The sequence below is a fragment of the Agrococcus sp. Marseille-P2731 genome, assembly GCF_900117395.1.
Classification (GTDB): domain Bacteria; phylum Actinomycetota; class Actinomycetes; order Actinomycetales; family Microbacteriaceae; genus Agrococcus.
On the sequence record NZ_FPEG01000001.1, the window covers coordinates 378,407 to 398,989 of the forward strand.

Genomic DNA, 20,583 nt, shown 5'->3' on the forward strand with positions numbered 1-20,583 from the left:
CAGCGGCGGATGCGCGGCTACGGCTCGCGCGGTGCGTGCGTCTCGAGGCCCACGAGCGCGGGCGTCTCGCCCGCCGAGATGTGCATGACGGTGAACTCGGCCGTGTGCAGCATCGACGCGCGGTGCGTGCGCTCCGACTCCAGCGCATCCGCCGCATGCACCACCGCGGTGACGATCTCGGGGATGACGGGCGCGTGGCTGCAGAGCACGGTGCCGCGGCGCTTGCGCACGGCCTTCGCGACGCGGCGCTCGATCGCGCTGCGCAGGCTGCCGTGGTCGAGCTCGTGCGCGTCCTGGCTGATCTCGGCGCGCGCCTTCGGCTCGATGCCCGTGAGGCGGCGCAGCGGCTCGACGGTCTGCAGGCAGCGCGTCGCGTCTGAGGTGAGGATGCGCGCGGGCGCGAAGGCCGCGATGCCCGGCGCCGCCTGCTTCGCCTGCCGCTCGCCCCGCGTCGTCAGCGCGCGCGACGCATCCGTGCCCTCCCAGTCGAAGGGGCTGGTGGCCTTCGCGTGCCGCAGCGCGATGATCGGGAAGGTCTCGGCGTGCCCGGCCGCGAGCCGCTCCTCGAAGCGCTCGATCACGGCGACGTCGTGGCGGTAGGAGCAGCGCTGCTTGGCCTCCGCGATCGGCAGCCACTCGAGCGCGAGGATCTCGTCGTTGGACGCGAAGCGCGACGCGGCGACCGCGGCCTCGGCCTCGTCGACCTTCGACTGCCAGTAGTAGACGACCTTGTCGCGGCCGTCGGGCAGCCGGTACTCGCTCTGCGGCAGGGGAGCGCCGAGCGCGATCCGAAGCCCCGTCTCCTCCTCGATCTCGCGCACGGCGCACTCCGGCAGCGTCTCGCCCGGGTCGAGCTTGCCCTTCGGCAGCGAGAAGTCGCGGTGCTGCGTGCGCTCCACGAGCAGCACGAGCACCTCGTCGTCGACGCGGCGCCAGACCAGTGCTCCGGCGGCGAGCACGGGGGCCGCGGCGCTCATCGCGACGACCGCTTCCTGCGCTGGATCTGGATCATGCGGTCGCGGTGCAGGTCGTCGAGGTGCGTGCCGTCCTCCGCCTCGAAGCGGCGCGTCCAGGTGCCGTCGGGCTCGCCCCACCAGCCCGCGGTCTGCGCCGACATCGCCTTGTCGAAGTGCTGCTGGATGTCGCGCATGTGCTCGGAGGAGGTGAGCTGGATGAGCGTCTCGACGCGCCGGTCGAGGTTGCGGTGCATCATGTCGGCCGAGCCGATGAAGACCTCCTCGTCGCCGTCGTTCCAGAAGACGAAGACCCGCGAGTGCTCGAGGTAGCGCCCGACGATCGAGCGCAGCACGATGTTCTCGCTCAGCCCCGGCACGCCCGGCTTGATCGAGCAGATCCCGCGCACCCAGAGCTGCACCTCGACGCCCGCGCGGCTCGCGCGGTACAGCGCGTCGATGATCTGCTCGTCGACGATCGAGTTCACCTTCAGGCGGATGCGCGCGCGGCGGCCGGCGAGCGCGGCCTGCGTCTCGCGCTCGATGCGGCTGAGCAGCCCCTTGCGCAGGTGCCTGGGCGCGACGAGCAGCCGCTGGAACGACTTCTCCTTGGCGTAGCCGGAGAGCTCGTTGAACAGGCGCGTGATGTCGCGACCGACCTGGTCGTTGTCGGTGAAGAGGCCGAAGTCCTCGTAGATGCGACTGGTCTTGGGGTTGTAGTTGCCGGTGCCGATGTGGCAGTAGTTGCGCAGCCTGCCGTTCTCGCGCCGCACGATCATCATCAGCTTGCAGTGCGTCTTCAGGCCCACGATGCCGTAGACGACGTGCACGCCGGCGCGCTCGAGCTGCCGCGCCCAGCGGATGTTCGCCTGCTCGTCGAAGCGCGCCTTCACCTCGACGAGGGCGAGCACCTGCTTGCCGGCGGCAGCGGCGCGGATGAGCGCGGCGACCACGGGCGAGTCGCCCGAGGTGCGGTAGAGCGTCTGCTTGATGGCGAGCACGTCGGGGTCGCCCGCGGCCTGCTCGAGCAGCGCCTGCACGCTCGTCGCGAACGACTCGTAGGGGTGGTGGACGAGCACGTCCTTGCGCGTGATCGCCTGGAAGAAGTCGGTCTCCTCGTCCTGGTCGGTCGGCAGGAACGCAGGCGAGGTGACGGGCACGCGCTTCGTGTAGTGCAGGTCAGGGCGGTCGATGCCGGCGACCTGGAACAGACCGGTCGCGTCCAGCAGCCCCGGCAGCTTGTAGACCTCGCTGTCGGTGATGCCGAGCTCGTCGACGAGCAGCTCGAGGGTGTCGTCGTCCATGTCCTCCGACACCTCGAGCCGGATGGGCGGGCCGAACTTGCGACGCGAGAGCTCGTGCTCGAGCGCCTTGATGAGGTTCTCGGTGTCGTCCTCGTCGATCGTCACATCCTCGTTGCGCGTGACGCGGAAGACGTGGTGCTCGACGATCTCCATCCCTGAGAACACCTCGTCGAGGTTGTTCGAGATCAGGTCCTCGAGGGGCAGGAAGCGCTGCGACGTGCCGTTGCGCGCGACCTCGACGAAGCGCGGCAGCACCGCCGGCACCTTGAGCCGAGCGAACTGCTCGTCGTCGTCGCCGGGCACCCGCACGCGCACCGCCAGGTTCAGCGACAGGCCGGAGATGTAGGGGAAGGGATGCGCGGGGTCGACCGCGAGCGGCATCAGCACGGGGAAGATGTCGTCGTCGAAGCGCTGCGACATGGTCTCGCGCTCGCTGTCGCTCAGCTCGTCCCAGCGCACGACGGTGATGCCTGCCTCGTGCAGGGCCGGCAGGAACGAGTCCTGCGTGCTGTGGGCGTGCCGCAGCTGCATGTCGTGCGCGCGCTGCACGATCTCGTCGAGCAGCTGCTGCGGCGCCATGCCGACGTTCGTGGGCACGGCGAGCCCGGTGGCGATGCGGCGCTTGAGGCCGGCGACGCGCACCATGAAGAACTCGTCGAGGTTCGAGGCGAAGATCGCGAGGAAGTTTGCGCGCTCGAGCAGCGGCGTCGCGGGGTCCTCCGCCATCTCGAGCACTCGCTGGTTGAACTCGAGCCAGGAGAGCTCGCGGTCGAGGAACCGGTCGGCGGGCAGGCCGTCCTCGGTCTCGACGCCCTGCATCTCTGCAGACCAGGCGATCTCCTCGTCGAAGTCGTCGCCGTCGAAGTCGGCTTCGTTGGCGTCGTGGAAGGTGCGCTCCTGCTCGAGCGTGCGGGCGGTGCGCTCGGGGCGCAGCTCCTCGATCGAGCCGGTGTCGGTCGAGCCGGTGTCCATCGCGCGAGCGTCGCTCGCAGTGCCGTCGGTCATGCCGTCATTGTGTCAACTGCGGGTGAACGGCGCGCGACGTCATCGCGCGTCGCTGCTGCCCGTCGTCGCAGCACGCTGCCACCGCACGTCGATCGCCCACTGCTCGAAGCCGGCTCGGCGATAGAGCGCGAGCGCCGCGTCGTTGTCGCCCTCGACGTAGAGGTGCGCCGTGGTCGCGCCGACCGCGCGCATCCGCACGAAGGTGGCCTCGAGCATCCGCCGACCGAGACCCGCGCCCTGCCGCTCTGGCGAGACGCCCAGCACGTAGAGCTCGGCGACATCGCCCTCGCCCTCGCCGGTCGCGGGCTTGACCCAGGTGAAGGCGTCGAGGCCGTGGTCGCCCGGCGCGACCACGAGGTTCGCGTCGTCGTGCCAGGGCTCGGCCAAGCGCGATGCCAGGTCGTCGGCGCTCATGCGGCCCTGCTCGGGGTGCGAGGCGAAGGCTGCGGCGTTGAGGGCGAGCAGGGCGGATGCGTCGGCCCGCTCGAACGCGCGGGTCCCATCGGGCAGGCGGTCGCTTCTCTCGCCCGCGGGCGGCACCGGCGCGCGCAGCTGCAGCAGCGTGCGCACCCGCCGCATGCCGAGCCGCTCGGCGATCGCGCGGGCGCCGGGCAGGTCGCCGTGCGCCCAGGCCTCGAGCTCGCCGAGCTCGTCGGTGACGCGCGCCGCGAGGGCGCTGCCGAGACCCCGGCGGCGGTGCGCGGGGTGCACGGCGAGCTCGACCTCGCGCTCGGCGTCGCTGACGACAGCGAGGGCCTCGGCGTCGCCGATCGCGCACCGGGCGCCGCGCCGCAGCTCGACGAGCGCCTGGTCGTTGAAGGGCGGCACGCCGTCAGCGGCGAGGCTCGCGGCGCCCAGTGCCTCGGCGAGTTCGATCGCGCGCGCAGCCTCCATCAGTCGTCCTCCCGCTCGAAGCGATAGCCGACCCCGCGCACCGTGCCGATGAGCCGCTCGAGGTCGCCGAGCTTGGCGCGCAGGCGCCGCACGTGCACGTCGACCGTGCGGGTGCCGCCGAAGTAGTCGTAGCCCCACACCTCGCTCAGCAGCTGCTCGCGCGTGAAGACCCGCGCCGGGTGCGCGGAGAGGAACCGCAGCAGCTCGAACTCCTTGTACGTCAGGTCGATCGGTTTGCCGTCGACCTTGGCCTGATAGCTCGCCTCGTCGATCGTGAGGCCGCTCGTCGAGACGGGCTCGGCGCTGCGCGCGGCGCTCGCGAGGGCGAGGCGGATGCGCGCCTCGAGCTCAGCGGGACCGGCGGAGTCGAGCACGATGTCGGCCACCGACCACTCGGCGGTGACCGCGGCGAAGCCGCCGTCGCTCAGCACCAGCAGCACGGGGGAGGGGTCGTGCTCGAGCAGGCGGCACAGGGCCTTCGCCGCGGCGAGCTCGACAGCGCCGTCGACGACGAGCAGGTCGCCCTCGGGAGCGCGCGCGGCAGCCTCCGCCGAGACCGGCAGTGTGCTCACGCGGTGCTCGAGGAGCTCCAGGCTGGGCAGCACGTCCTCGGCTCGGCGGGTGAAGACCACGACGTGCGCCATCCAACCTCCCGATCTCGATCCTAAGCCGGTCTGATACCCGCCGCGACCGCTCCGCCTGCGCGGCGGCGCATCCGACACCCCCAGGGCGCGCGCACCGCACCTGCGCCATGATGTTGGCCATGAGCACTGCAGGTCGGTCGTGAGCGACGACGCCGCCGTCAGCGGCGACGCTCCTTCCCGGGGCGTCGCTGGCGGCGCGCTGTCCTGGCGGTGGGCGAGCGTGTGGCCGGTCTGGCTGCTGGCAGCGATCGGCGCCGCGGTGGTCGGTGTGCTGCAGCCGAGCGACGGCATCGTCTGGCTGCCGATCGTGCTGGGCGCCTGCACGCTGGTCGCCTTCGGGATCCAGCTCGGTGGGCCGACGGTCCCGGGTCTCGTGGGGCGGCTGGCGTCGGCGATCTTCGGCTCGGTGGTGGTGCTCGCGGTGGCGAGCGCGATCCTCGTGCCGCTCACCGTGCTCTGAGGCCCCCGACCTGCCGCTCGTCCCCGGGCGGTGGCGTGCGCGAGGCGGTAGGATCGAGCCATGGATGCCATCCCCGTCGTCGCACTCGAGATCTTCTTCACCGGTCTGCTGGGCCTCGCGATGCTCGCGATCCTGGGCACCTCGTTCGTCGTCATCCGCAACCTCTTCCGGGGTCAGCGCTAAGCGATGCTCGAGCTCGACCCGACGCTCCCGGCCGAGCTGGGGCCGCTCCAGTGGCTGATCGGCACGTGGGAGGGCACCGGCGTCCTCTCCTTCCCCGACGGCGAGAGCACCGTCGAGCGCGAGTTCGGCCAGCGCATCTCGTTCGAGCACCACGGGCACCCCTACCTCAGCTACCAGGCCTACGCGTGGCAGCTCGACGACGAGCTGACACCGCTGGCTGCCGAGAGCGGCTTCTGGCGCCTCGCGCGCCCCTCGCACGAGGCAGACGCGGGGCCGGGCATGCTGCCGGCGCAGGGCGCGCCCGCGTTCGGCGACGCCGATGCGGTCGAGGGGCTGCGCCGCCCCGATGGTGCCTTCGACTTGCAGGCGCTCATCTCGCATCCGACCGGAGTCGCAGAGCTCTACCTCGGCACGATCGACGGCCCGCGGATCGACCTCGCGACCGACGCAGTCCTGCGCGGCGCGGGCGCCAAGGATCACAGTGCCTCCACCCGCATGTACGGCCTGGTCGAGAACCACCTGCTGTGGGCGTGGGATCTCGCAGCCCTCGGCCGCGGGCTCGAGAGCCATGCCTCGGCGCGCCTCGGGCGCCAGACGCGCAGCGAGGCGAGCGCGACGTGACCGCGCCCGAGCTGGCCTCCCGCATCCCCGACGCCGTGCTCGACGAAGCCTCCGGGCTGCCGCTGCACGTCGGCAACCCCGTCGCCGAGCAGCGCCGCCTGCTTGCCGGTGGGCTCGTGCTGCTGCCGCGCGACGTGCTGCGGCTGAGCGGGCCCGACACGCTGCCGTGGCTCGACTCGATCACGAGCCAGGCCGTCGAGCAGCTCGACGACGGCGCCTCCACCGAGACGCTCGTGCTGTCCCCGGTGGGCCGCATCGAGCACGTGCTGCGCCTGCTGCGCGAGGGCGACGCGCTCTGGGTGCTCGTCGACGCGGGCACGGGCGACGCGCTCGAGACGTGGCTGACGCGGATGCGCTTCTACAAGCAGGTCGAGATCGAGCGGCCGGAGGTGGTCGTCGTGGGCACCGCGGGCGTCGCCCCGCTCGCGCCGACCTGGGTCGACGGCTGGCCGGAGGTATCGCCGGGCGGCGCCCGCTACGGCGAGCCGACGGGCGAGCCCTGGGCGTGGTCCGAGGCCATCCTCACCCCCGACCAGGCGGCGGCGATCGCGCCCGACCGCTTCGTCGGCAGCCTGGCGGCGGATGCGCTGCGCATCGCGGCCGGGCGGCCCTCGCTCGCCGAGGTCGACGACCGCACGATCCCGCATGAGCTCGACTGGCTGACGACCGCGGTGCACCTCTCGAAGGGCTGCTACCGCGGGCAGGAGACGGTCGCGAAGGTGCACAACCTCGGCGCACCGCCCCGTCGCATCGTGCTGCTGCACCTCGACGGCAGCGAGAACGGCCAGGTCGCCGCCGGTGACCAGGTGCTGGCGGGCGACCAGGCGGTCGGGCAGGTGACGTCCTCGGCCGTGCACCACGAGCTGGGCCCCATCGCCCTCGCGGTCGTGAAGCGCTCGGCGCCGGCCGATGGCGACCTGGTGGTCACCGCGGCTGACGGGATCGCGGTCGCGGCGGCGCAGCAGCTGCTGGTGCCGCCGTCTGCCGGGCACGTCAACCGCCCTCCGCGCCTGCCGCGCCTCGGCGCCGTCAAGCGCCCGGCGCCCACCCCGTAGTCCGACGCCCACCCCGTAGGTCGAGGAGCGCGCGGCGCAGCCGCACGCGTCACGAGACCGAACCCGGAGCGGTACCCCTCCGGTTTCGTGACGGCTGCGTGCCTGCGGCGCGCGGCCTCCTCAACCTGCGGGGCTCTCTGTAGGTCGAGGAGCGCGCGGCGCAGCCGCACGCGTCACGAGACCGGACCCGGAGCGGCAGGCTTCCGGTTTCGTGACGGCTGCGTGCCTGCGGCGCGCGGCCTCCTCAACCTGCGGGGCTCTCCGTAGGTCGAGGAGCGCGCGGCGCAGCCGCACGCGTCACGAGACCGACCGCGCCCGCACGACGCCCATCCACAGCGCGCCCTCCCGACGAGCGCGCGCCCCCGAGCATCCGCTTTCCTCCGCTCATGCCCTACATGTACATCCTCCGCTGCGCTGACGACTCGTTCTACGTCGGCAGCACCTGGAACGCCGAGCGCAGGCTCGCTGAGCACAACGCCGGGACCGGTGCGAAGTACACGAAGCGACGACGGCCGGTCGAGCTCGTCTATGCCGCATGGTTCGACCGGATCGACGAGGCGTACGCCGCAGAGAAGCAGGTGCAGGGCTGGAGCCGCAGGAAGCGGCAGATGCTCATCGATGGGCGAGCGGATGCGCTCCCGGGCTCGGGGTCGCGGGCGCGGGCGCGGGAGGAACGCGCTCTGCCTCCCGGGGTGACGTAGGTCGAGGAGCGCGCGGGCGGAGCCCGCACGTGTCATGAGGCCGAACTCGTGAGGGGTGCGCTCCGGTTTCGTGACGGCTGCGGGCCTGCGGCCCGCGGCCTCCTCAACCTGCGGGGGCCTGCGGCCCGCGGCCTCCTCAACCTGCGGGGTGCTGCGGGGGCCTGCGGCCCGCGGCCTCCTCAACCTGCGGGACTGGGCGCGGGCGCGACCGCCGACCACGCGACCGTCAGCTCGCCCAGCCGCCAGCGCGCGGGGCCTCCGGTGACCGGCCAGCCCGCCGCGCGCATCCGCCCCGCCGTCGCCACCCAGCGCTGCACCGCGCCGAAGTCGGCCAGCGGCGCCTCGATCGCCCACGCCCTGTCGAGCTCCGCGAGCAGCTCGTGGATGCGCTCGCCCGGCACGTTGCGGTGGATCAGCGCCTTCGGGAGCCGCTCGCGCACGACCGACGGCGCCTCCATCGCGTCGCTGCCCAGCTCGTCGACCTTCAGCGCGATCGTCAGCGACCGAGGCCCCTCGGCGTCGAGCGCCACCCACGAGCACACGCGCCCCACCTCGTTGGACGTGCCCTCCACGAGCAGACCTCCGGGCCCGAGCCGCCCGAGCATCGTCGCCCAGTGCCCCGCGACCTCGTGCTCGTCGTACTGCCGCAGCACGTTCATCGCCCTGATCACCTGCGGCCGCCGCGGCGCCGGCACCTCGAAGCCGCCCAGCGCGAACGAGACACGGGCGTCGGATGCGATGGCGCGCCCATAGCGCGTCGGCCCGGCCAGGCGCGCCTCGGCGAGCTGGGCCGTCGCGAGCGCGACCCGCGCCGGATCGATCTCGAGCCCGAGCACCTCCACCGCGGGGTTCGCGCGCGAGAGCCGCTCGTGCAGCTCGAGGCTCGTCGTCGCGCTCGCGCCGTAGCCGAGGTCGACCACGAGGCAGCCGGGCACGCGCGCCGCAGCGTGCGCGGCGATCCAGCGGTCGACGCGCCGCAGCCGGTTCACGCCGGTCGTGCCGCGCGTGATGCGCCCCTGCGGCGTGCCCGCGACACTCGCTCCTGCGCTCCCAGCCCTGCCCACGGCATCCATTCTCCCGCCACGCGCGCTGACTATGCTGGCCGCATGACCGAGCGCACCCTCATCCTGCTCCGCCACGGCCAGTCCGACTGGAACGAGAAGAACCTCTTCACCGGTTGGGTCGACGTCCGTCTCACCCAGAAGGGCCAAGAGGAGGCGAAGCGCGGCGGCGAGCTGCTGCGCGAGCGCGACCTGCTGCCCGACGTGCTCTACACCTCGCTGCTCGCGCGGGCGATCCAGACCGCCAACATCGCGCTCGACGCGGCCGAGCGCTCGTGGATCCCGGTGCACCGCTCGTGGCGCCTCAACGAGCGGCACTACGGCGACCTGCAGGGCAAGGACAAGGCAGAGACCCTCGAGCAGTACGGCGAGGAGCGCTTCATGATCTGGCGCCGCTCGTTCGACACGCCCCCGCCGCCCATCAGCGACGACAACGAGTACTCGCAGGCCGACGATCCGCGCTACGCCGACATCGACGGCGAGGTGCCGAAGACCGAGTGCCTGAAGGACGTCATCGACCGCTTCCTGCCCTACTGGGAGTCGACGATCACCGAGGACCTCGACGCCGGCAAGACCGTGCTCGTCACCGCGCACGGCAACTCGCTGCGCGCGCTCGTCAAGCACCTCGACGGCATCTCCGACGACGACATCGCCGCGCTCAACATCCCCACGGGCATCCCGCTCGTCTACAAGCTGGGCGACGACAACATGCCGCTCGGCCCGGGGGAGTACCTCGACCCCGAGGCCGCCGCAGCCGGCGCCGCCGCCGTGGCGAACCAGGGCAAGCACTGAGCCGCTCGCACCGACGACGAGGGCCCCGCAGCGCAGCGCTGCGGGGCCCTCGTCGTCGGTCGTGCGACCGTCAGGTCACGAGGCGGGCTGCACCGGCTCCGATGCCAGCTCGGCCCGCGCATCCTCGTCGCCGACCCAGTCGCCGGTCGCGAGGTACTGCACCTTCTTGGCGATGCCGACCGCGTGGTCGGCGAAGCGCTCGTGGTAGCGGCTGGCGAGCGTCGCGTCGACGGTCGTGTGCGCCGCGCCCTCCCACTCGGTGCCGAGCACGTGCGCGAAGACGTCGCGGTGCAGCTGGTCGACGACCTCGTCGGCGTCCTGCAGGCGCTCGGCCAGCGTGAGGTCCTGCGTCTCCAGCAGGTCGCGCAGCATCTTGGCGATCTCGATGTCGCGCGCGCCCATCTCGGCGAAGGTCGGCTGCAGCGACTCGGGAACCACCTGCATCGGGAAGCGGTAGCGCGCGAGCATCGCGATGTGGCGGGCGAGGTCGCCCATGCGCTCGAGCGAGGCCGAGATGCGCAGCGCCGAGACGACGATGCGCAGGTCGCGCGCGACGGGCGACTGGCGGGCGATGATGTCGATCGCGAGCTCGTCGAGGGACGAGGCCTTGTCGTCGATCACCGGGTCGGTCGCGATGACCTGCTCGGCGAGCTGCACGTTCGAGTCGCCGAACGCGCGCACGGCGGATTCGATCGACACCACGACGTGGTTGGCGATGTCGACGAGGCGGTTCTGCACCTCGGCGAGCTCCTGCTGGAATACGTCGCGCATGCTTCTGCTCCTTGTGGTGTGCCTCGCTGCATCGGGGGGACCGGGCACGAGTCGAACTCCGAGTCTTCCCCGCTCAGGTTACCGCCGAGTGTCCATCGCCTGAACCTGTGGGGGCGGCAGTGCGGATGGGAGGTTCGCGCCGCGCCGCCCGGATACGATCGACAGGTGGATGCGTCCTGGTACGTGCTGCTCGCACTCCTGCTCGGCTTCGCGTTCGGTGCCGGCTCCGTGCATCTGCTGGGGCTCGCCGCGCAGCGAGGGCGCCAGGTGATGGCGATCGCGAGCGAGCCGATCCCCGACGGCATCGTCGCGATGGTCAACGTGCTCGAATCGGCGGGCATCGTCCTCGACGGCTCCAACCAGGTGATCCTGTCGTCGCCGGGCGCTGACGCCCTCGACCTCGTCGACGGCCGCGAGCTGCGCATGCGAGAGATGGCGGATGCGGTGCGACGCGTCTGGCGCACCGGGGAGTCGGAGGTGCTCGACCTCACCTACCGTCGTGGCCGCATCGGGATCGGCACCGAGATGCAGCTGCGCACGCGCGTCGCGCCGCTCGGCAACCGCTTCATGCTCGTGCTCGTCGCCGACCGCACGGAAGAGCTGCGGCTCGCGGGGGTGCGGCGGGACTTCGTCGCCAACATCAGCCACGAGCTGAAGACCCCGATCGGTGCGCTCGCGCTGCTCGCAGAGGCGATCGAGGCGGCAGCAGAGGATCCGGAGCGGGTGCGGGCGTTCTCGCAGCGCATGCAGGTCGAGGCCGACCGGCTCGGCCGCATGACCAAGGAGCTCATCGACCTCTCGCGCATCCAGGCCGACGACCCGCTCGAGGAGGCCGAGCGCTTCCCGATCTCGCGCATCGTCGACGTGGCGGTGGATCGCAACCACGTGCTCGCCGACGCCAAACGCATCCGCATCATGCCCCGAGTGCTCGACGAGGCCGAGGTGATCGGCTCGGAGGAGCTCGTCACGATGGCCGTGCAGAACCTCATCTCGAACGCCGTCCAGTACTCGCCGGAGGCCACGCACGTGGGCGTCGGTGTGCGCGTCGTCGACGACGTCATCGAGATCGCCGTGACCGACAAGGGCGTCGGCATCGCGGCGGAGGAGCAGGAGCGCGTCTTCGAGCGCTTCTACCGGATCGACCCAGCGCGCAGCCGCGTGACGGGCGGCACCGGCCTCGGCCTCAGTATCGTGAAGCACGTCGCCGTCAGTCACGGCGGCGAGGTCACGCTCTGGTCGCGCCCTGCTCAGGGCTCGACCTTCACCCTGCGGCTCCCCGCCGCGCACGCCCCTGTCCACAAGGAGACTGCATGACGACGCGCATCCTGATCGTCGAGGACGAGACGGCGCTCGCCGAGCCGCTGGCCTACCTGCTCGAGCGCGAGGGCTACGAGACGGCCCACGCGCCCGACGGCAACGCGGCGGTGCAGATGTTCGAGCAGCAGGGCGCCGACCTGGTGCTGCTCGACCTCATGCTCCCCGGTCGCAGCGGCACCGAGGTGTGCCGGCACATCCGCCAGACCTCGCAGGTGCCGATCATCATGGTGACCGCGAAGGACAGCGAGGTCGACACGATCGTGGGGCTCGAGCTCGGCGCCGACGACTACGTGACCAAGCCCTACTCGACCCGCGAGCTCATCGCGCGCATCCGCGCCGTGCTGCGCCGCCGCGCGGTCGACGAGGAGGGCGAGGACGACTCCGTGGTCGAGATCGGCCGCGTGCGGCTCGATGCCGACAGCCACACCGTGCACGTCGACGGCGAGGAGGTCGCGATGCCGCTGCGCGAGTTCGAGCTGCTCGAGTACCTGATGCGCAACGCCGGCCGCGTGCTGACGCGCGGGCAGCTGATCGACCGGGTGTGGGGCAGCGACTACTTCGGCGACACGAAGACGCTCGACGTGCACGTCAAGCGCCTGCGGGCGAAGATCGAGGAGGACCCCTCGAACCCGACGCGCGTCGTGACGCTGCGCGGGCTGGGGTATCGCTTCGAGCGCTGAGCCGCTGCTACTCGGCGACGGGCGCGAGCGTCTCGTAGCCGACGACCTCGGTCGAGATCGACGGCACCTCGAGGCCGACCGGCTCGGCGCCGTCAGCCGTGAACGAGACGTTGTGGAGCGATCCGAAGGTCAGCTCGCTCGGCGCGGGCAGCACCAGCTGCTGCTCGGGGAAGCCGTAGGTCGTGACGCCCTCCGCGACGCGCACCTGCTCGACCGCATCCTCGAAGCGCACCTCGACGAAGGTCGCCTCGCCGGCGTTCGTGAACGTGGTGGAGAGGCTCAGCGCGTCGCCGCCGGGCTCGCCGATGAGCATCGCGTTGTGGATCTCGACCGTGCCCGTCAGGCCCGAGACGCCGTCGGACGGGTCGTAGTCGATCGTCGTCGCCTGCGGCGTGAGGAGGTTGCAGCCGGTCGCTGCGAAGGCGACGACGACGGCTGCGGCTGCTGCGGCGGCGATGCGAGGCTGCACGGGGACCCTTTCGACAGTGACGAACGCCGATCAGGTGCGGGTGGCGCCGTCTGGATGAGTCTAGTACGGGCCGCTTCGCGCTCGCGAAGGGGCGCAGCCCGGCGCGAGAAGGGCGTGATTCAACCACGGTCGGCGGGCGCTGGCGAGCGACACGCTGTGATAAAATCAAGGTTCTGGCTATGACGAGGAGCATTCGATGAACTTTGAGGTCGGAGAGACAGTCGTCTACCCCCACCACGGCGCTGCGACGATCACCGAGGTCAAGGTGCGCAAGGTCAAGGGCGTCGAGATGACCTACCTCAAGCTCAACGTCGCACAGGGCGGCCTCACGATCGAGGTCCCCGCTGCCAACGTCGACATGGTGGGCGTGCGCGATGTGATCGGCGAGGAGGGCCTCGACCGGGTCTTCGAGGTGCTGCGCGCAGACTTCACCGAGGAGCCCACCAACTGGGCGCGCCGCTACAAGGCGAACGTCGAGAAGCTCGCTTCCGGCGACGTCATCAAGGTGAGCGAGGTCGTGCGCGACCTGAGCCGCCGCGATCAGGACCGCGGCCTCTCGGCCGGTGAGAAGCGCATGCTCGCGAAGGCGCGCCAGATCCTGGTCTCGGAGCTCGCGCTCGCTGAGAAGACCGATGAGGATGCCGCAGCCGCGCGCCTCGACGAGGCGCTCGCGCCCGCAGTCTGACGCACTCCGGTCGTCGCGCAGCGCGAGCTGCCGCAGCGATCCGGTGCAGGGCTGAGGCACCCGCTCCCCAAGGGCGGGTGCCTCTCTGCGTGCCTGCGCTACCTGCCGGTGACGATCATCAGGCGCACGAGGCCGACGAGCGTGCTCGCCATCGTGCCGGCGAGCCCCACGACGAGCAGTGCCACACCGCCGGCGCCGGTCACCATGAGCGCGAGGCCGGCAAACACGAGCGTCAGCGCGGCCAGCAGCCACACCAGCGTGCGCTCGCCCTCGCGGTAGAGGCGCTGCGCGTTCTGCTCTGTGACGGGCACCGGGAAGTTGAACGACCGCGGACGCGTCGAGATCCAGCCGACGAGCGCAGCCAGCGCGAGCGCCACGCCCGCGAGCCACAGCACGCTCGCCTTGCTGCCCCAGGCGTCGGGCTCGCCGCCCGGGCCGAAGTGCGTCGGGATGACGTCGGGCAGCGAGGGGTACTGCAGCACGAGCCACGCGGCGGTCGCGGCGCTGCCGAGCAGTGCGATGCCGCGCGTCACCCGCGTGAGCGCACCCGTGGCATAGGTGCGGGCGGGGCGAGCTGCTCGGGTCATCGCCCTCGAGCCTAGAGGCCGCCTCTCGAGCTGCGCGCGCCTCCGCACCGCCGTCGCCTCGCGCTCGCGGCCGTCCACCTAGGCTGTCGCTGTGACCGACACCGCCATCATCGTCGTCGCCGCGGGCAGCGGCACCCGGCTCGGCCGTGGCGTGCCGAAGGCCTTCGCCGAGCTCGCGGGCGCGACGATCCTCGAGCACGCGCTGCGTGGGCTCGCCGCATCCGGGTCCACCGCATCCGTCGTCGTGGTCGTGCCGGTCGGGTTCGAGGCGGATGCGTCGGCGATCGCCGCGCGCGCCGGAGTCGGCGCCGCAGTGGTCGCCGGGGGAGCGACCCGAGCCGACTCGGTCGCCGCCGGCCTCGCTGCGGCGGGCGACGCGCGCTGGGTGCTCGTGCACGACGCCGCGCGCGCCCTGACGCCGCCTGCGCAGGTCGAGCGCGTGCGCGCGGCGCTGCGCGAGGGCGCGCTCGCGGTCGTGCCCGTGCTTCCGGTCGTCGACACGATCCGCGAGGCGAGCGACGCGGGGCTCGGCGCGATCGTCGACCGCTCGGTGCTGCGCGCGATGCAGACGCCGCAGGGCTTCGAGGCGGCGGTGCTGCGACGCGCCTACGAGGCGGCGGCGGATGCGCGGGGCGCGTCGACCGACGACGCGCAGCTCGTGCAGGCCCTCGGCGAGCAGGTCGTGCCGGTGGCGGGCGACGAGCTCGCGTTCAAGATCACGACCGCGGCCGACGCGGATCGAGCGGCATCGCTGCTGGGCGAGCGGGGATCGGCGAAGGGGGCAGCGATGGACATCAGGACCGGCGTCGGGGTCGACGTGCACGGCTTCGGCGGCGACGCGCCGCTGCGCCTCGCGGGGCTCGAGTGGGAGGGCCAGGGGCTCGCCGGGCACTCCGACGGGGATGCCGTCTGCCACGCGATCGTCGACGCGCTGCTCGGCGCCGCCGGGCTCGGTGACATCGGAGGGCTCGTCGGCGTCGACGACCCGCAGCACGCCGGCGCGGCAGGATCGGTCTTCGTGCGGGCGGCGCTCGAGCTGCTGGCCGAGCACGGCTGGACCCCGGTGAACGTCTCGGTGCAGGTGCTCGGCAACCGGCCCCGCATCGGCACCCGCCGCGACGAGGCGCAGACGGCGCTGTCGGCGATGGTCGGCGCGCCCGTGAGCGTCTCCGGCACCACGACCGACGGGCTCGGCGCGATCGGCCGTGGCGAGGGCGTGCAGGCGGTCGCGACGGCGCTCATCCGCCGCGCGCACTAGCGCTCTCCCGCTCCCGCGGATCTGGTTGATCTCGGGCACGATGTAGGCGATCGTGCGCGGCAGCGCGACGGCCTCGAAGGCGACGATGGCGATGTATCCGCCGGTGATGCCCCAGGAGCCCACGAACGCCCACCGCGGGCCCATCCCGCGCATGAGGTAGTGGTGCTCGCCGCCCGCCTTCGGCATGGCCGCGGTCAGCTCGGCGTAGACGAGGCCGACGAGCAGCATGATGAGGCCGCCGATCACCATCGCGATCACCGCTCCGAGCGTGCCCGCGTTGTCGATCCACCCGCCCGTGAGCACGACCCAGCCGAACCCGATCATCGAGCCGAAGCCGAGCGCGTNCCGCGTCCCCGCCGCCTCCCGCTCGCGCTCCTGCGGATTCCCGACCCGTTCCGCCGAGCCCGACCCGGTGCACCAGGTCGGATTTGGCGGGAGGGGTCGGAGTTCGCGTGATGTGCGAGGGCGACCAGCCGGCGCGGCGGGGGAGCGCACCGGGCGGCCGCACGGGGCCGGCCCGGCGCGCCAAGTAGCCTTGGCTACCGTGACCGTGCGCATCTACGACTCGAAGCAGCAGGCCGTCGTCGACCTGCAGCCGCTGCATGCCGGTGAGGTCTCGATGTACGTCTGCGGGCCGACCGTGCAGTCGTCGCCGCACGTCGGCCACGTGCGCAGCGCCGTCGCCTATGACGTGTGGCGCCGCTGGCTGACGCACCGGGGTCACCGCGTGACCTTCGTGCGCAACGTCACCGACATCGACGACAAGGTGCTCGTCAACGCGGTCGACGAGCCGTGGTGGGCGCTGGCCTACCGCATCGAGCTCGAGTTCACGGCCGCGTACCGCAGCATCGGCGTGCTCGCCCCGACCTACGAGCCGCGCGCCACCGCATCCGTGCCGGCGATGCACGCGCTCATCGCCCTGCTCATCGAGCGCGGCCACGCCTACCCGGCGCTCGACGGCTCGGCGGATGTCTACTTCGACGTGCGCTCGTGGGAGCGCTACGGCGCGCTCACCCGGCAGTCGATCGACAAGATGGAGCCCGCCGCCGACGCCGACCCGCGGGGCAAGCGCGACCCGCGCGACTTCGCGCTCTGGAAGGCCGCGAAGCTCGAGGAGCCCGCATCGGCGAGCTGGCAGTCGCCGTGGGGCGCGGGCCGGCCCGGGTGGCACATCGAGTGCTCGGCGATGGCCCGCACGTACCTCGGCGATGCCTTCGACATCCACGGCGGCGGCCTCGACCTGCGGTTCCCGCACCACGAGAACGAGCTGGCGCAGTCGAGCGCGGCCGGGCTGGGCTTCGCGCAGGTCTGGAGCCACAACGGCCTCGTCAACGTCGACGGCGAGAAGATGTCGAAGTCGCTCGGCAACTCGATCTTCGCGGCGGATCTGCTCGGCTCGGTGCGGCCGATCGTCGCCCGCTACTTCCTGGTCGCGAGCCACTACCGCTCGACCATCGACCTGCGCACCGACGGGGGCAGCCTCGAGGGCGGCTCGCTCGCCGAGGCCGGGGTCGCCTTCGGTCGCATCGAGTCGCTGCTCGAGCGGGCCGCGAGGGCGGGCGACATCGCTGCCGCTCCGGTGCCGGATGCGTTCGGCGCGGCCATGGACGACGACCTGTCTACCCCGCAGGCGGTGGCGGTGCTGCACGAGGCCACCAGGGCGGCCAACGTCGCCCTCGACGCGGGCGACACCACCGCCGCCCTCGCTCGCGCCGGGGAGGTGCGGGCGATGCTGCAGGTGCTGGGGCTCGACCCGGAGGACGCGGTGTGGCAGTCTGGGGTGTCGGCCGAGCGCGCTGCACCGCAGTCGTTCGCACTGGCCAGCCTGGTCGAGACGCTGCTGGCGGAGCGCCGCGAGGCACGCGCGGCGAAGGACTTCGCCGCCTCAGACCGCATCCGCGACGCGCTCGCGGCAGCCGGGATCCTCGTCGAGGACGGCAGAGACACCACCACTTGGAGCATCGCATGAGCAAGCAGCAGCGTCCCCCGCGCAAGAAGGGCCCGCTGAAGGGCACCGGCGGGCACGGCCGCAAGTCGCTCGAGGGCAAGGGTCCGACGCCGAAGGCGGAGGATCGCTCCTGGCACCCCGCTGGGCAGCGGAAGGCCGCGCGCGAGCGCTACGAGGCCGCCTCGAGCAAGAGCGGCCGTCGCCCCGAGCCGCCCCGCCACCGCAAACCCTCATCGGCGAAGGACGACTCCGAGCTGGTCACCGGCCGCAACTCGGTGCTCGAGGCGCTGAAGGCGAAGATCCCGGCGACCTCGCTGATCCTCGCCGCGCGTCTCGAGATGGATGACCGCGTCAAGGAGATCCTGTCGCTCGCGAACAAGCGCGGCGTGCCGGTGCTCGAGGTGATGCGGCCAGAGCTCGACCGCATCTCCGGCCACGACGCCGTCCACCAGGGCGTCGCGCTCAAGGTGCCCCCGTACCAGTACGCGCACCCCGTCGACCTGCTCGAGACCGTGCGCAGCCGCAGCCAGAACCCGCTGTTCGTCGCGCTCGACGGCGTCACGGACCCGCGCAACCTCGGTGCGATCATCCGCTCGGCCGCCGCCTTCGGCGCGCAGGGCGTCATCGTGCCGCAGCGTCGCTCGGTGGGCGTCACCGCCTCGGCCTGGAAGACCTCGGCCGGCGCCGCAGCGCGCGTGCCGGTGGCGATGGCCTCGAACCTCACCGCCACCCTCAAGGAGCTGAAGGGCGAGGGGATGTTCGTGATCGGCCTCGACGGCGACGGCGACGTGCCGCTCCACGAGCTCGAGCTCGCCGACGGCCCGCTCGTCGTGGTGGTCGGCAGCGAGGGCAAGGGCATCTCGCGCCTCGTGGCGGAGACCTGCGACGCGATCGTCTCGATCCCCATCGAGTCGATGACCGAGTCCCTCAACGCCGGCATCGCCGCATCCGTCACCCTGTACGAGGTCGCGAAGCGCCGCGCCTCCCGCTGATCAGACGAGGTCGCGCCAGTCCGGCTCGTCCTCCTCGTCGTCGCTGTCCTGCAGCGTCACGACGGGCATCGTCATGGTGAGCGGCACGTCGAGCAGCGCGGCCTCGTCGCGCCTGAACGCGAGCTGCGTCTCGATGTAGCTGGCCGCGGCCTCCTCGAGCGACACCTCGCAGCGGCGCTGCTCCGAGAGGTACCAGCGGTGCTCGAGCACCTCGTGGAAGACCTCCGGGCCCTCGAGCTTGCCGCGCAGCTCGATCGGGATCGACTGGACGATCGGCGCGAAGACCTGCTCGAACCACTCGTTCGCGAGCGCTTCGTCACCGACGTTCGGCCGCTGGTCGCGATGCACCGCGACGTACTCGTCGAGGTCGTTGAGCATGCGCCTGGCCTGGTTCTCCTCGGCGTCGATGCCGGTGAGCGACTGCAGCCGCCGGTGGTGGTGACCGGGGTCGACGACCTTCGGCCGGATCGCCACCGTCGTGCCGCCGTCGCCGGTGCTGATCGAGAGCTCACCGATGTCGTAGCCGAGCGCGTTCAGGCGCTCGATGCGCTCGCGGATCCGATGCCGCTCGCCCGCCGGGAGCACCTGGTCGCTGTGCAGCTCGTGCCAGAGCGAGGTGTACTTGGCGACGATCGAGCCGGCCACCGCGACGGGGTCGATCGACTCGTCCAGCCGATCACCGGCGGCGAGGTCGAGCAGCTCGCCGGCGATGTTGACGCGCGCCACCTCGAGGTCGTCGAGGCGCCTGCCGTCCGAGAGGCCGCCCTGCTCGAGCGTGCCCGTCTCGGCATCGACGAGGTAGGCCGCGAAGGCGCCGGCGTCGCGCCGGAACAGCGTGTTCGACAGCGACACGTCGCCCCAGTAGAAGCCGACGAGGTGCAGGCGCACGAGCAGGCCGGCGAGCGCGTCGACGAGCCGCTCGGCGGTCGACTCCTTCATCGAGGAGGAGTAGAGCGCGCGGTAGGGCAGCGAGAAGCGCAGGTGCCGCGTGACGAGCACTGCCGCGAGCGGCTCGCCCTCGGCGTCGGTGCGCTCGGCGATCACGGCGAGCGGCTCGACGCAGGGCACGTCGAGGCGCTGCAGCGTGCGCAGCATGGCGTACTCGCGGTTGGCCATCTCGGCCGTCGTCTCCTTGATCGCGACGACGCGGCCGCTGAGCCGCGCGAAGCGCACGAGGTGGCGCGAGATGCCCTTCGGCAGCTGCACGACGTCGTCGTCGGTCCACTGGTCGAGCGGCAGGTCCCACGGCAGGTCGAGCAGCGTGGCGTCCATGAGCGACGAGGTGATCCGCAGGTCAGAGGCCATGCCGCCATCGTAGGCGCGTCGCTAGCCTGATCCCATGCGTCGCCTCGTCTCTCTCGCCCCGCTCGCCACGATCGCGGTCATCGCGGTCGCACTCACCGGCTGCATCACGCCGCCGCCGCTGCCGGAGGTCGGTGCCCCGCAGGCGCAGCAGGGCCAGGGCCCGGATGCATCGGGTGAGGCGACCGGGTTCGTCTGGCCTCGCAACATGGCCAGCCATGGCGTGGTCTTCACGGCGGACGGCGTGCTGGAGACGCCCGCGGCCGCCCCCGAGCGCGTCGAGGCCGACGTCGAAGCGCCGCACGCGATCCTCTACGTCGACTACCAGTGCCCCCACTGCGCCACGTTCATGAGCGCGCACGGCGACGAGCTCGAGGCCGCGGTGTCGGCGGGCGAGGTCGCGCTCGAGGTCCGCCCGCTCACGTTCCTCGACAGCACCTCGACCGGTGAGCACTCCACCCGAGCTGCGAACGCGCTCGCGGCGGTCGCCGACGAGTTCCCCGAGGCCGCCTGGGCGTTCCACCGAGCGCTGCTCGAGGCGCAGCCGGCGCCGGGCGAGCCGGGGCTCACCGACGCGCAGCTGCTCGAGATCGCCGCGGGGGCGGGGGCGAGCTCTGCGCAGCTCACCGCGCGCGTCGAGGGGGTGGAGCTGCGCGCCTTCACGGCGGCGGCAGGGGAGTCGAACCGCTCGCTCCCGGTCGTCGACGAGGTCCCCGCGCCCACCGGCACGCCAGCCTTCTACCTCGACGGCGAGCGCTTCGAGGATGGGCTCGGTGAGCCCGGCGCGATCGCCGACTTCATCGCGTCGCAGCGCTGACGCGCCCGCGCGACTCGCGCATCCGCCCTGAGCCTTGCGTCGCAGACACCAGAGCGGCCCCGAGCCGAAGCCCGGGGCCGCTCT

At 72.2% G+C, this 20,583-nt stretch carries 22 protein-coding genes and 1 pseudogene; 13 read left to right on the forward strand and 10 right to left on the reverse strand.

Features of this window, described 5'->3' with window-relative positions:
* Positions 1-17 precede the first annotated feature (17 nt).
* Genes BQ6202_RS01925 through BQ6202_RS01940 form a run of 4 tightly spaced genes read right to left on the reverse strand, consistent with a single transcriptional unit; the run spans position 18 to position 4,800 of the window.
* The gene (locus BQ6202_RS01925) at positions 18-977 is read right to left on the reverse strand and encodes an NUDIX hydrolase (protein ID WP_072312660.1); all 960 of its coding nucleotides are present in this window, start codon (positions 975-977) and stop codon (positions 18-20) included.
* Positions 974-3,262: an RNA degradosome polyphosphate kinase gene (locus BQ6202_RS01930; protein WP_268753732.1), complete on the reverse strand. Its 2,289-nt coding sequence runs from the start codon at positions 3,260-3,262 to the stop codon at positions 974-976. The genes BQ6202_RS01925 and BQ6202_RS01930 overlap by 4 nt, the downstream gene beginning before the upstream one ends.
* A gap of 39 nt (positions 3,263-3,301) precedes the next feature.
* Positions 3,302-4,156 carry a mycothiol synthase gene (mshD, locus tag BQ6202_RS01935; RefSeq protein ID WP_072312659.1) on the reverse strand — a complete coding sequence of 285 codons (855 nt, stop codon included), beginning with the start codon at positions 4,154-4,156 and terminating at the stop codon, positions 3,302-3,304.
* A complete protein-coding gene (locus BQ6202_RS01940) occupies positions 4,156-4,800 on the reverse strand; it encodes a response regulator transcription factor (RefSeq protein WP_072312658.1) in 645 nt (214 codons plus the stop codon). The genes mshD and BQ6202_RS01940 overlap by 1 nt, the downstream gene beginning before the upstream one ends.
* Positions 4,801-4,939: 139 nt before the next feature.
* Between BQ6202_RS01940 and BQ6202_RS01945 the strand changes: the two genes are divergently transcribed.
* From BQ6202_RS01945 to BQ6202_RS01960, 5 genes are all read left to right on the forward strand, one after another.
* On the forward strand, positions 4,940-5,260 hold the full coding sequence (locus BQ6202_RS01945; RefSeq protein WP_083586761.1) for a hypothetical protein: 321 nt from the start codon (positions 4,940-4,942) through the stop codon (positions 5,258-5,260).
* A 60-nt stretch (positions 5,261-5,320) separates the two neighbouring features.
* Positions 5,321-5,443, forward strand: a complete 123-nt coding sequence (locus BQ6202_RS15190; RefSeq protein ID WP_268753731.1) for a hypothetical protein — start codon at positions 5,321-5,323, stop codon at positions 5,441-5,443.
* A 3-nt stretch (positions 5,444-5,446) separates the two neighbouring features.
* Entirely contained in the window at positions 5,447-6,064 is a 618-nt protein-coding gene (locus BQ6202_RS01950) for a heme-binding beta-barrel domain-containing protein (protein WP_072312657.1), read from the forward strand.
* Positions 6,061-7,119: a CAF17-like 4Fe-4S cluster assembly/insertion protein YgfZ gene (ygfZ, locus tag BQ6202_RS01955; RefSeq protein ID WP_072312656.1), complete on the forward strand. Its 1,059-nt coding sequence runs from the start codon at positions 6,061-6,063 to the stop codon at positions 7,117-7,119. Before BQ6202_RS01950 ends, ygfZ begins: the two co-directional genes overlap by 4 nt.
* Positions 7,120-7,505: 386 nt before the next feature.
* Positions 7,506-7,820, forward strand: coding sequence for a GIY-YIG nuclease family protein (locus BQ6202_RS01960; RefSeq protein WP_072312655.1), 315 nt, complete (start codon positions 7,506-7,508; stop codon positions 7,818-7,820).
* Positions 7,821-7,999: 179 nt separating this feature from the next.
* On the opposite strand, the gene BQ6202_RS01965 is transcribed toward BQ6202_RS01960, so the two are convergent.
* Complete coding sequence (locus BQ6202_RS01965) at positions 8,000-8,893, reverse strand: SAM-dependent methyltransferase (protein ID WP_072312654.1); 894 nt, start codon at positions 8,891-8,893, stop codon at positions 8,000-8,002.
* A gap of 33 nt (positions 8,894-8,926) precedes the next feature.
* Here BQ6202_RS01965 and BQ6202_RS01970 point away from each other — a divergent pair, with 33 nt between their 5' ends.
* Positions 8,927-9,673, forward strand: coding sequence for a phosphoglyceromutase (locus BQ6202_RS01970; RefSeq protein WP_072312653.1), 747 nt, complete (start codon positions 8,927-8,929; stop codon positions 9,671-9,673).
* A 75-nt stretch (positions 9,674-9,748) separates the two neighbouring features.
* Here the strand turns inward: BQ6202_RS01970 and phoU are convergent, their stop codons facing one another.
* The gene (gene phoU / locus BQ6202_RS01975) at positions 9,749-10,444 is read right to left on the reverse strand and encodes a phosphate signaling complex protein PhoU (RefSeq protein WP_072312652.1); all 696 of its coding nucleotides are present in this window, start codon (positions 10,442-10,444) and stop codon (positions 9,749-9,751) included.
* 165 nt (positions 10,445-10,609) lie between these two features.
* Between phoU and BQ6202_RS01980 the strand changes: the two genes are divergently transcribed.
* Together BQ6202_RS01980 and BQ6202_RS01985 are read left to right on the forward strand one after the other, a co-directional pair.
* Positions 10,610-11,758 carry a sensor histidine kinase gene (locus tag BQ6202_RS01980; protein WP_072312651.1) on the forward strand — a complete coding sequence of 383 codons (1,149 nt, stop codon included), beginning with the start codon at positions 10,610-10,612 and terminating at the stop codon, positions 11,756-11,758.
* A complete protein-coding gene (locus tag BQ6202_RS01985; protein WP_072312650.1) occupies positions 11,755-12,441 on the forward strand; it encodes a response regulator transcription factor in 687 nt (228 codons plus the stop codon). Before BQ6202_RS01980 ends, BQ6202_RS01985 begins: the two co-directional genes overlap by 4 nt.
* Positions 12,442-12,448: 7 nt before the next feature.
* On the opposite strand, the gene BQ6202_RS01990 is transcribed toward BQ6202_RS01985, so the two are convergent.
* Entirely contained in the window at positions 12,449-12,910 is a 462-nt protein-coding gene (locus BQ6202_RS01990) for a hypothetical protein (protein ID WP_072312649.1), read from the reverse strand.
* Positions 12,911-13,106: 196 nt separating this feature from the next.
* Here BQ6202_RS01990 and BQ6202_RS01995 point away from each other — a divergent pair, with 196 nt between their 5' ends.
* A complete protein-coding gene (locus BQ6202_RS01995) occupies positions 13,107-13,595 on the forward strand; it encodes a CarD family transcriptional regulator (protein WP_072312648.1) in 489 nt (162 codons plus the stop codon).
* Positions 13,596-13,693: 98 nt separating this feature from the next.
* On the opposite strand, the gene BQ6202_RS02000 is transcribed toward BQ6202_RS01995, so the two are convergent.
* Positions 13,694-14,182, reverse strand: a complete 489-nt coding sequence (locus BQ6202_RS02000; protein ID WP_072312647.1) for a DUF1648 domain-containing protein — start codon at positions 14,180-14,182, stop codon at positions 13,694-13,696.
* A 91-nt stretch (positions 14,183-14,273) separates the two neighbouring features.
* Here BQ6202_RS02000 and ispD point away from each other — a divergent pair, with 91 nt between their 5' ends.
* Positions 14,274-15,440, forward strand: a complete 1,167-nt coding sequence (gene ispD, locus BQ6202_RS02005) for a 2-C-methyl-D-erythritol 4-phosphate cytidylyltransferase (protein ID WP_072312646.1) — start codon at positions 14,274-14,276, stop codon at positions 15,438-15,440.
* Positions 15,441-15,458: 18 nt separating this feature from the next.
* On the opposite strand, the pseudogene BQ6202_RS15100 reads toward ispD, so the two are convergent.
* A pseudogene (locus BQ6202_RS15100) lies at positions 15,459-15,782 on the reverse strand (amino acid permease); the annotation flags it as partial.
* 202 nt (positions 15,783-15,984) lie between these two features.
* Between BQ6202_RS15100 and cysS the strand changes: the two are divergent.
* The gene (cysS, locus tag BQ6202_RS02015) at positions 15,985-17,409 is read left to right on the forward strand and encodes a cysteine--tRNA ligase (RefSeq protein WP_072312810.1); all 1,425 of its coding nucleotides are present in this window, start codon (positions 15,985-15,987) and stop codon (positions 17,407-17,409) included.
* Positions 17,406-18,380: a 23S rRNA (guanosine(2251)-2'-O)-methyltransferase RlmB gene (gene rlmB / locus BQ6202_RS02020; RefSeq protein WP_072312811.1), complete on the forward strand. Its 975-nt coding sequence runs from the start codon at positions 17,406-17,408 to the stop codon at positions 18,378-18,380. Before cysS ends, rlmB begins: the two co-directional genes overlap by 4 nt.
* Here rlmB and BQ6202_RS02025 read toward each other — a convergent pair whose 3' ends face one another.
* Positions 18,381-19,685: a DUF4032 domain-containing protein gene (locus BQ6202_RS02025; RefSeq protein ID WP_072312812.1), complete on the reverse strand. Its 1,305-nt coding sequence runs from the start codon at positions 19,683-19,685 to the stop codon at positions 18,381-18,383.
* Positions 19,686-19,719: 34 nt separating this feature from the next.
* Here BQ6202_RS02025 and BQ6202_RS02030 point away from each other — a divergent pair, with 34 nt between their 5' ends.
* On the forward strand, positions 19,720-20,499 hold the full coding sequence (locus BQ6202_RS02030) for a DsbA family protein (RefSeq protein WP_072312813.1): 780 nt from the start codon (positions 19,720-19,722) through the stop codon (positions 20,497-20,499).
* The last annotated feature ends 84 nt before the right edge of the window (positions 20,500-20,583 follow it).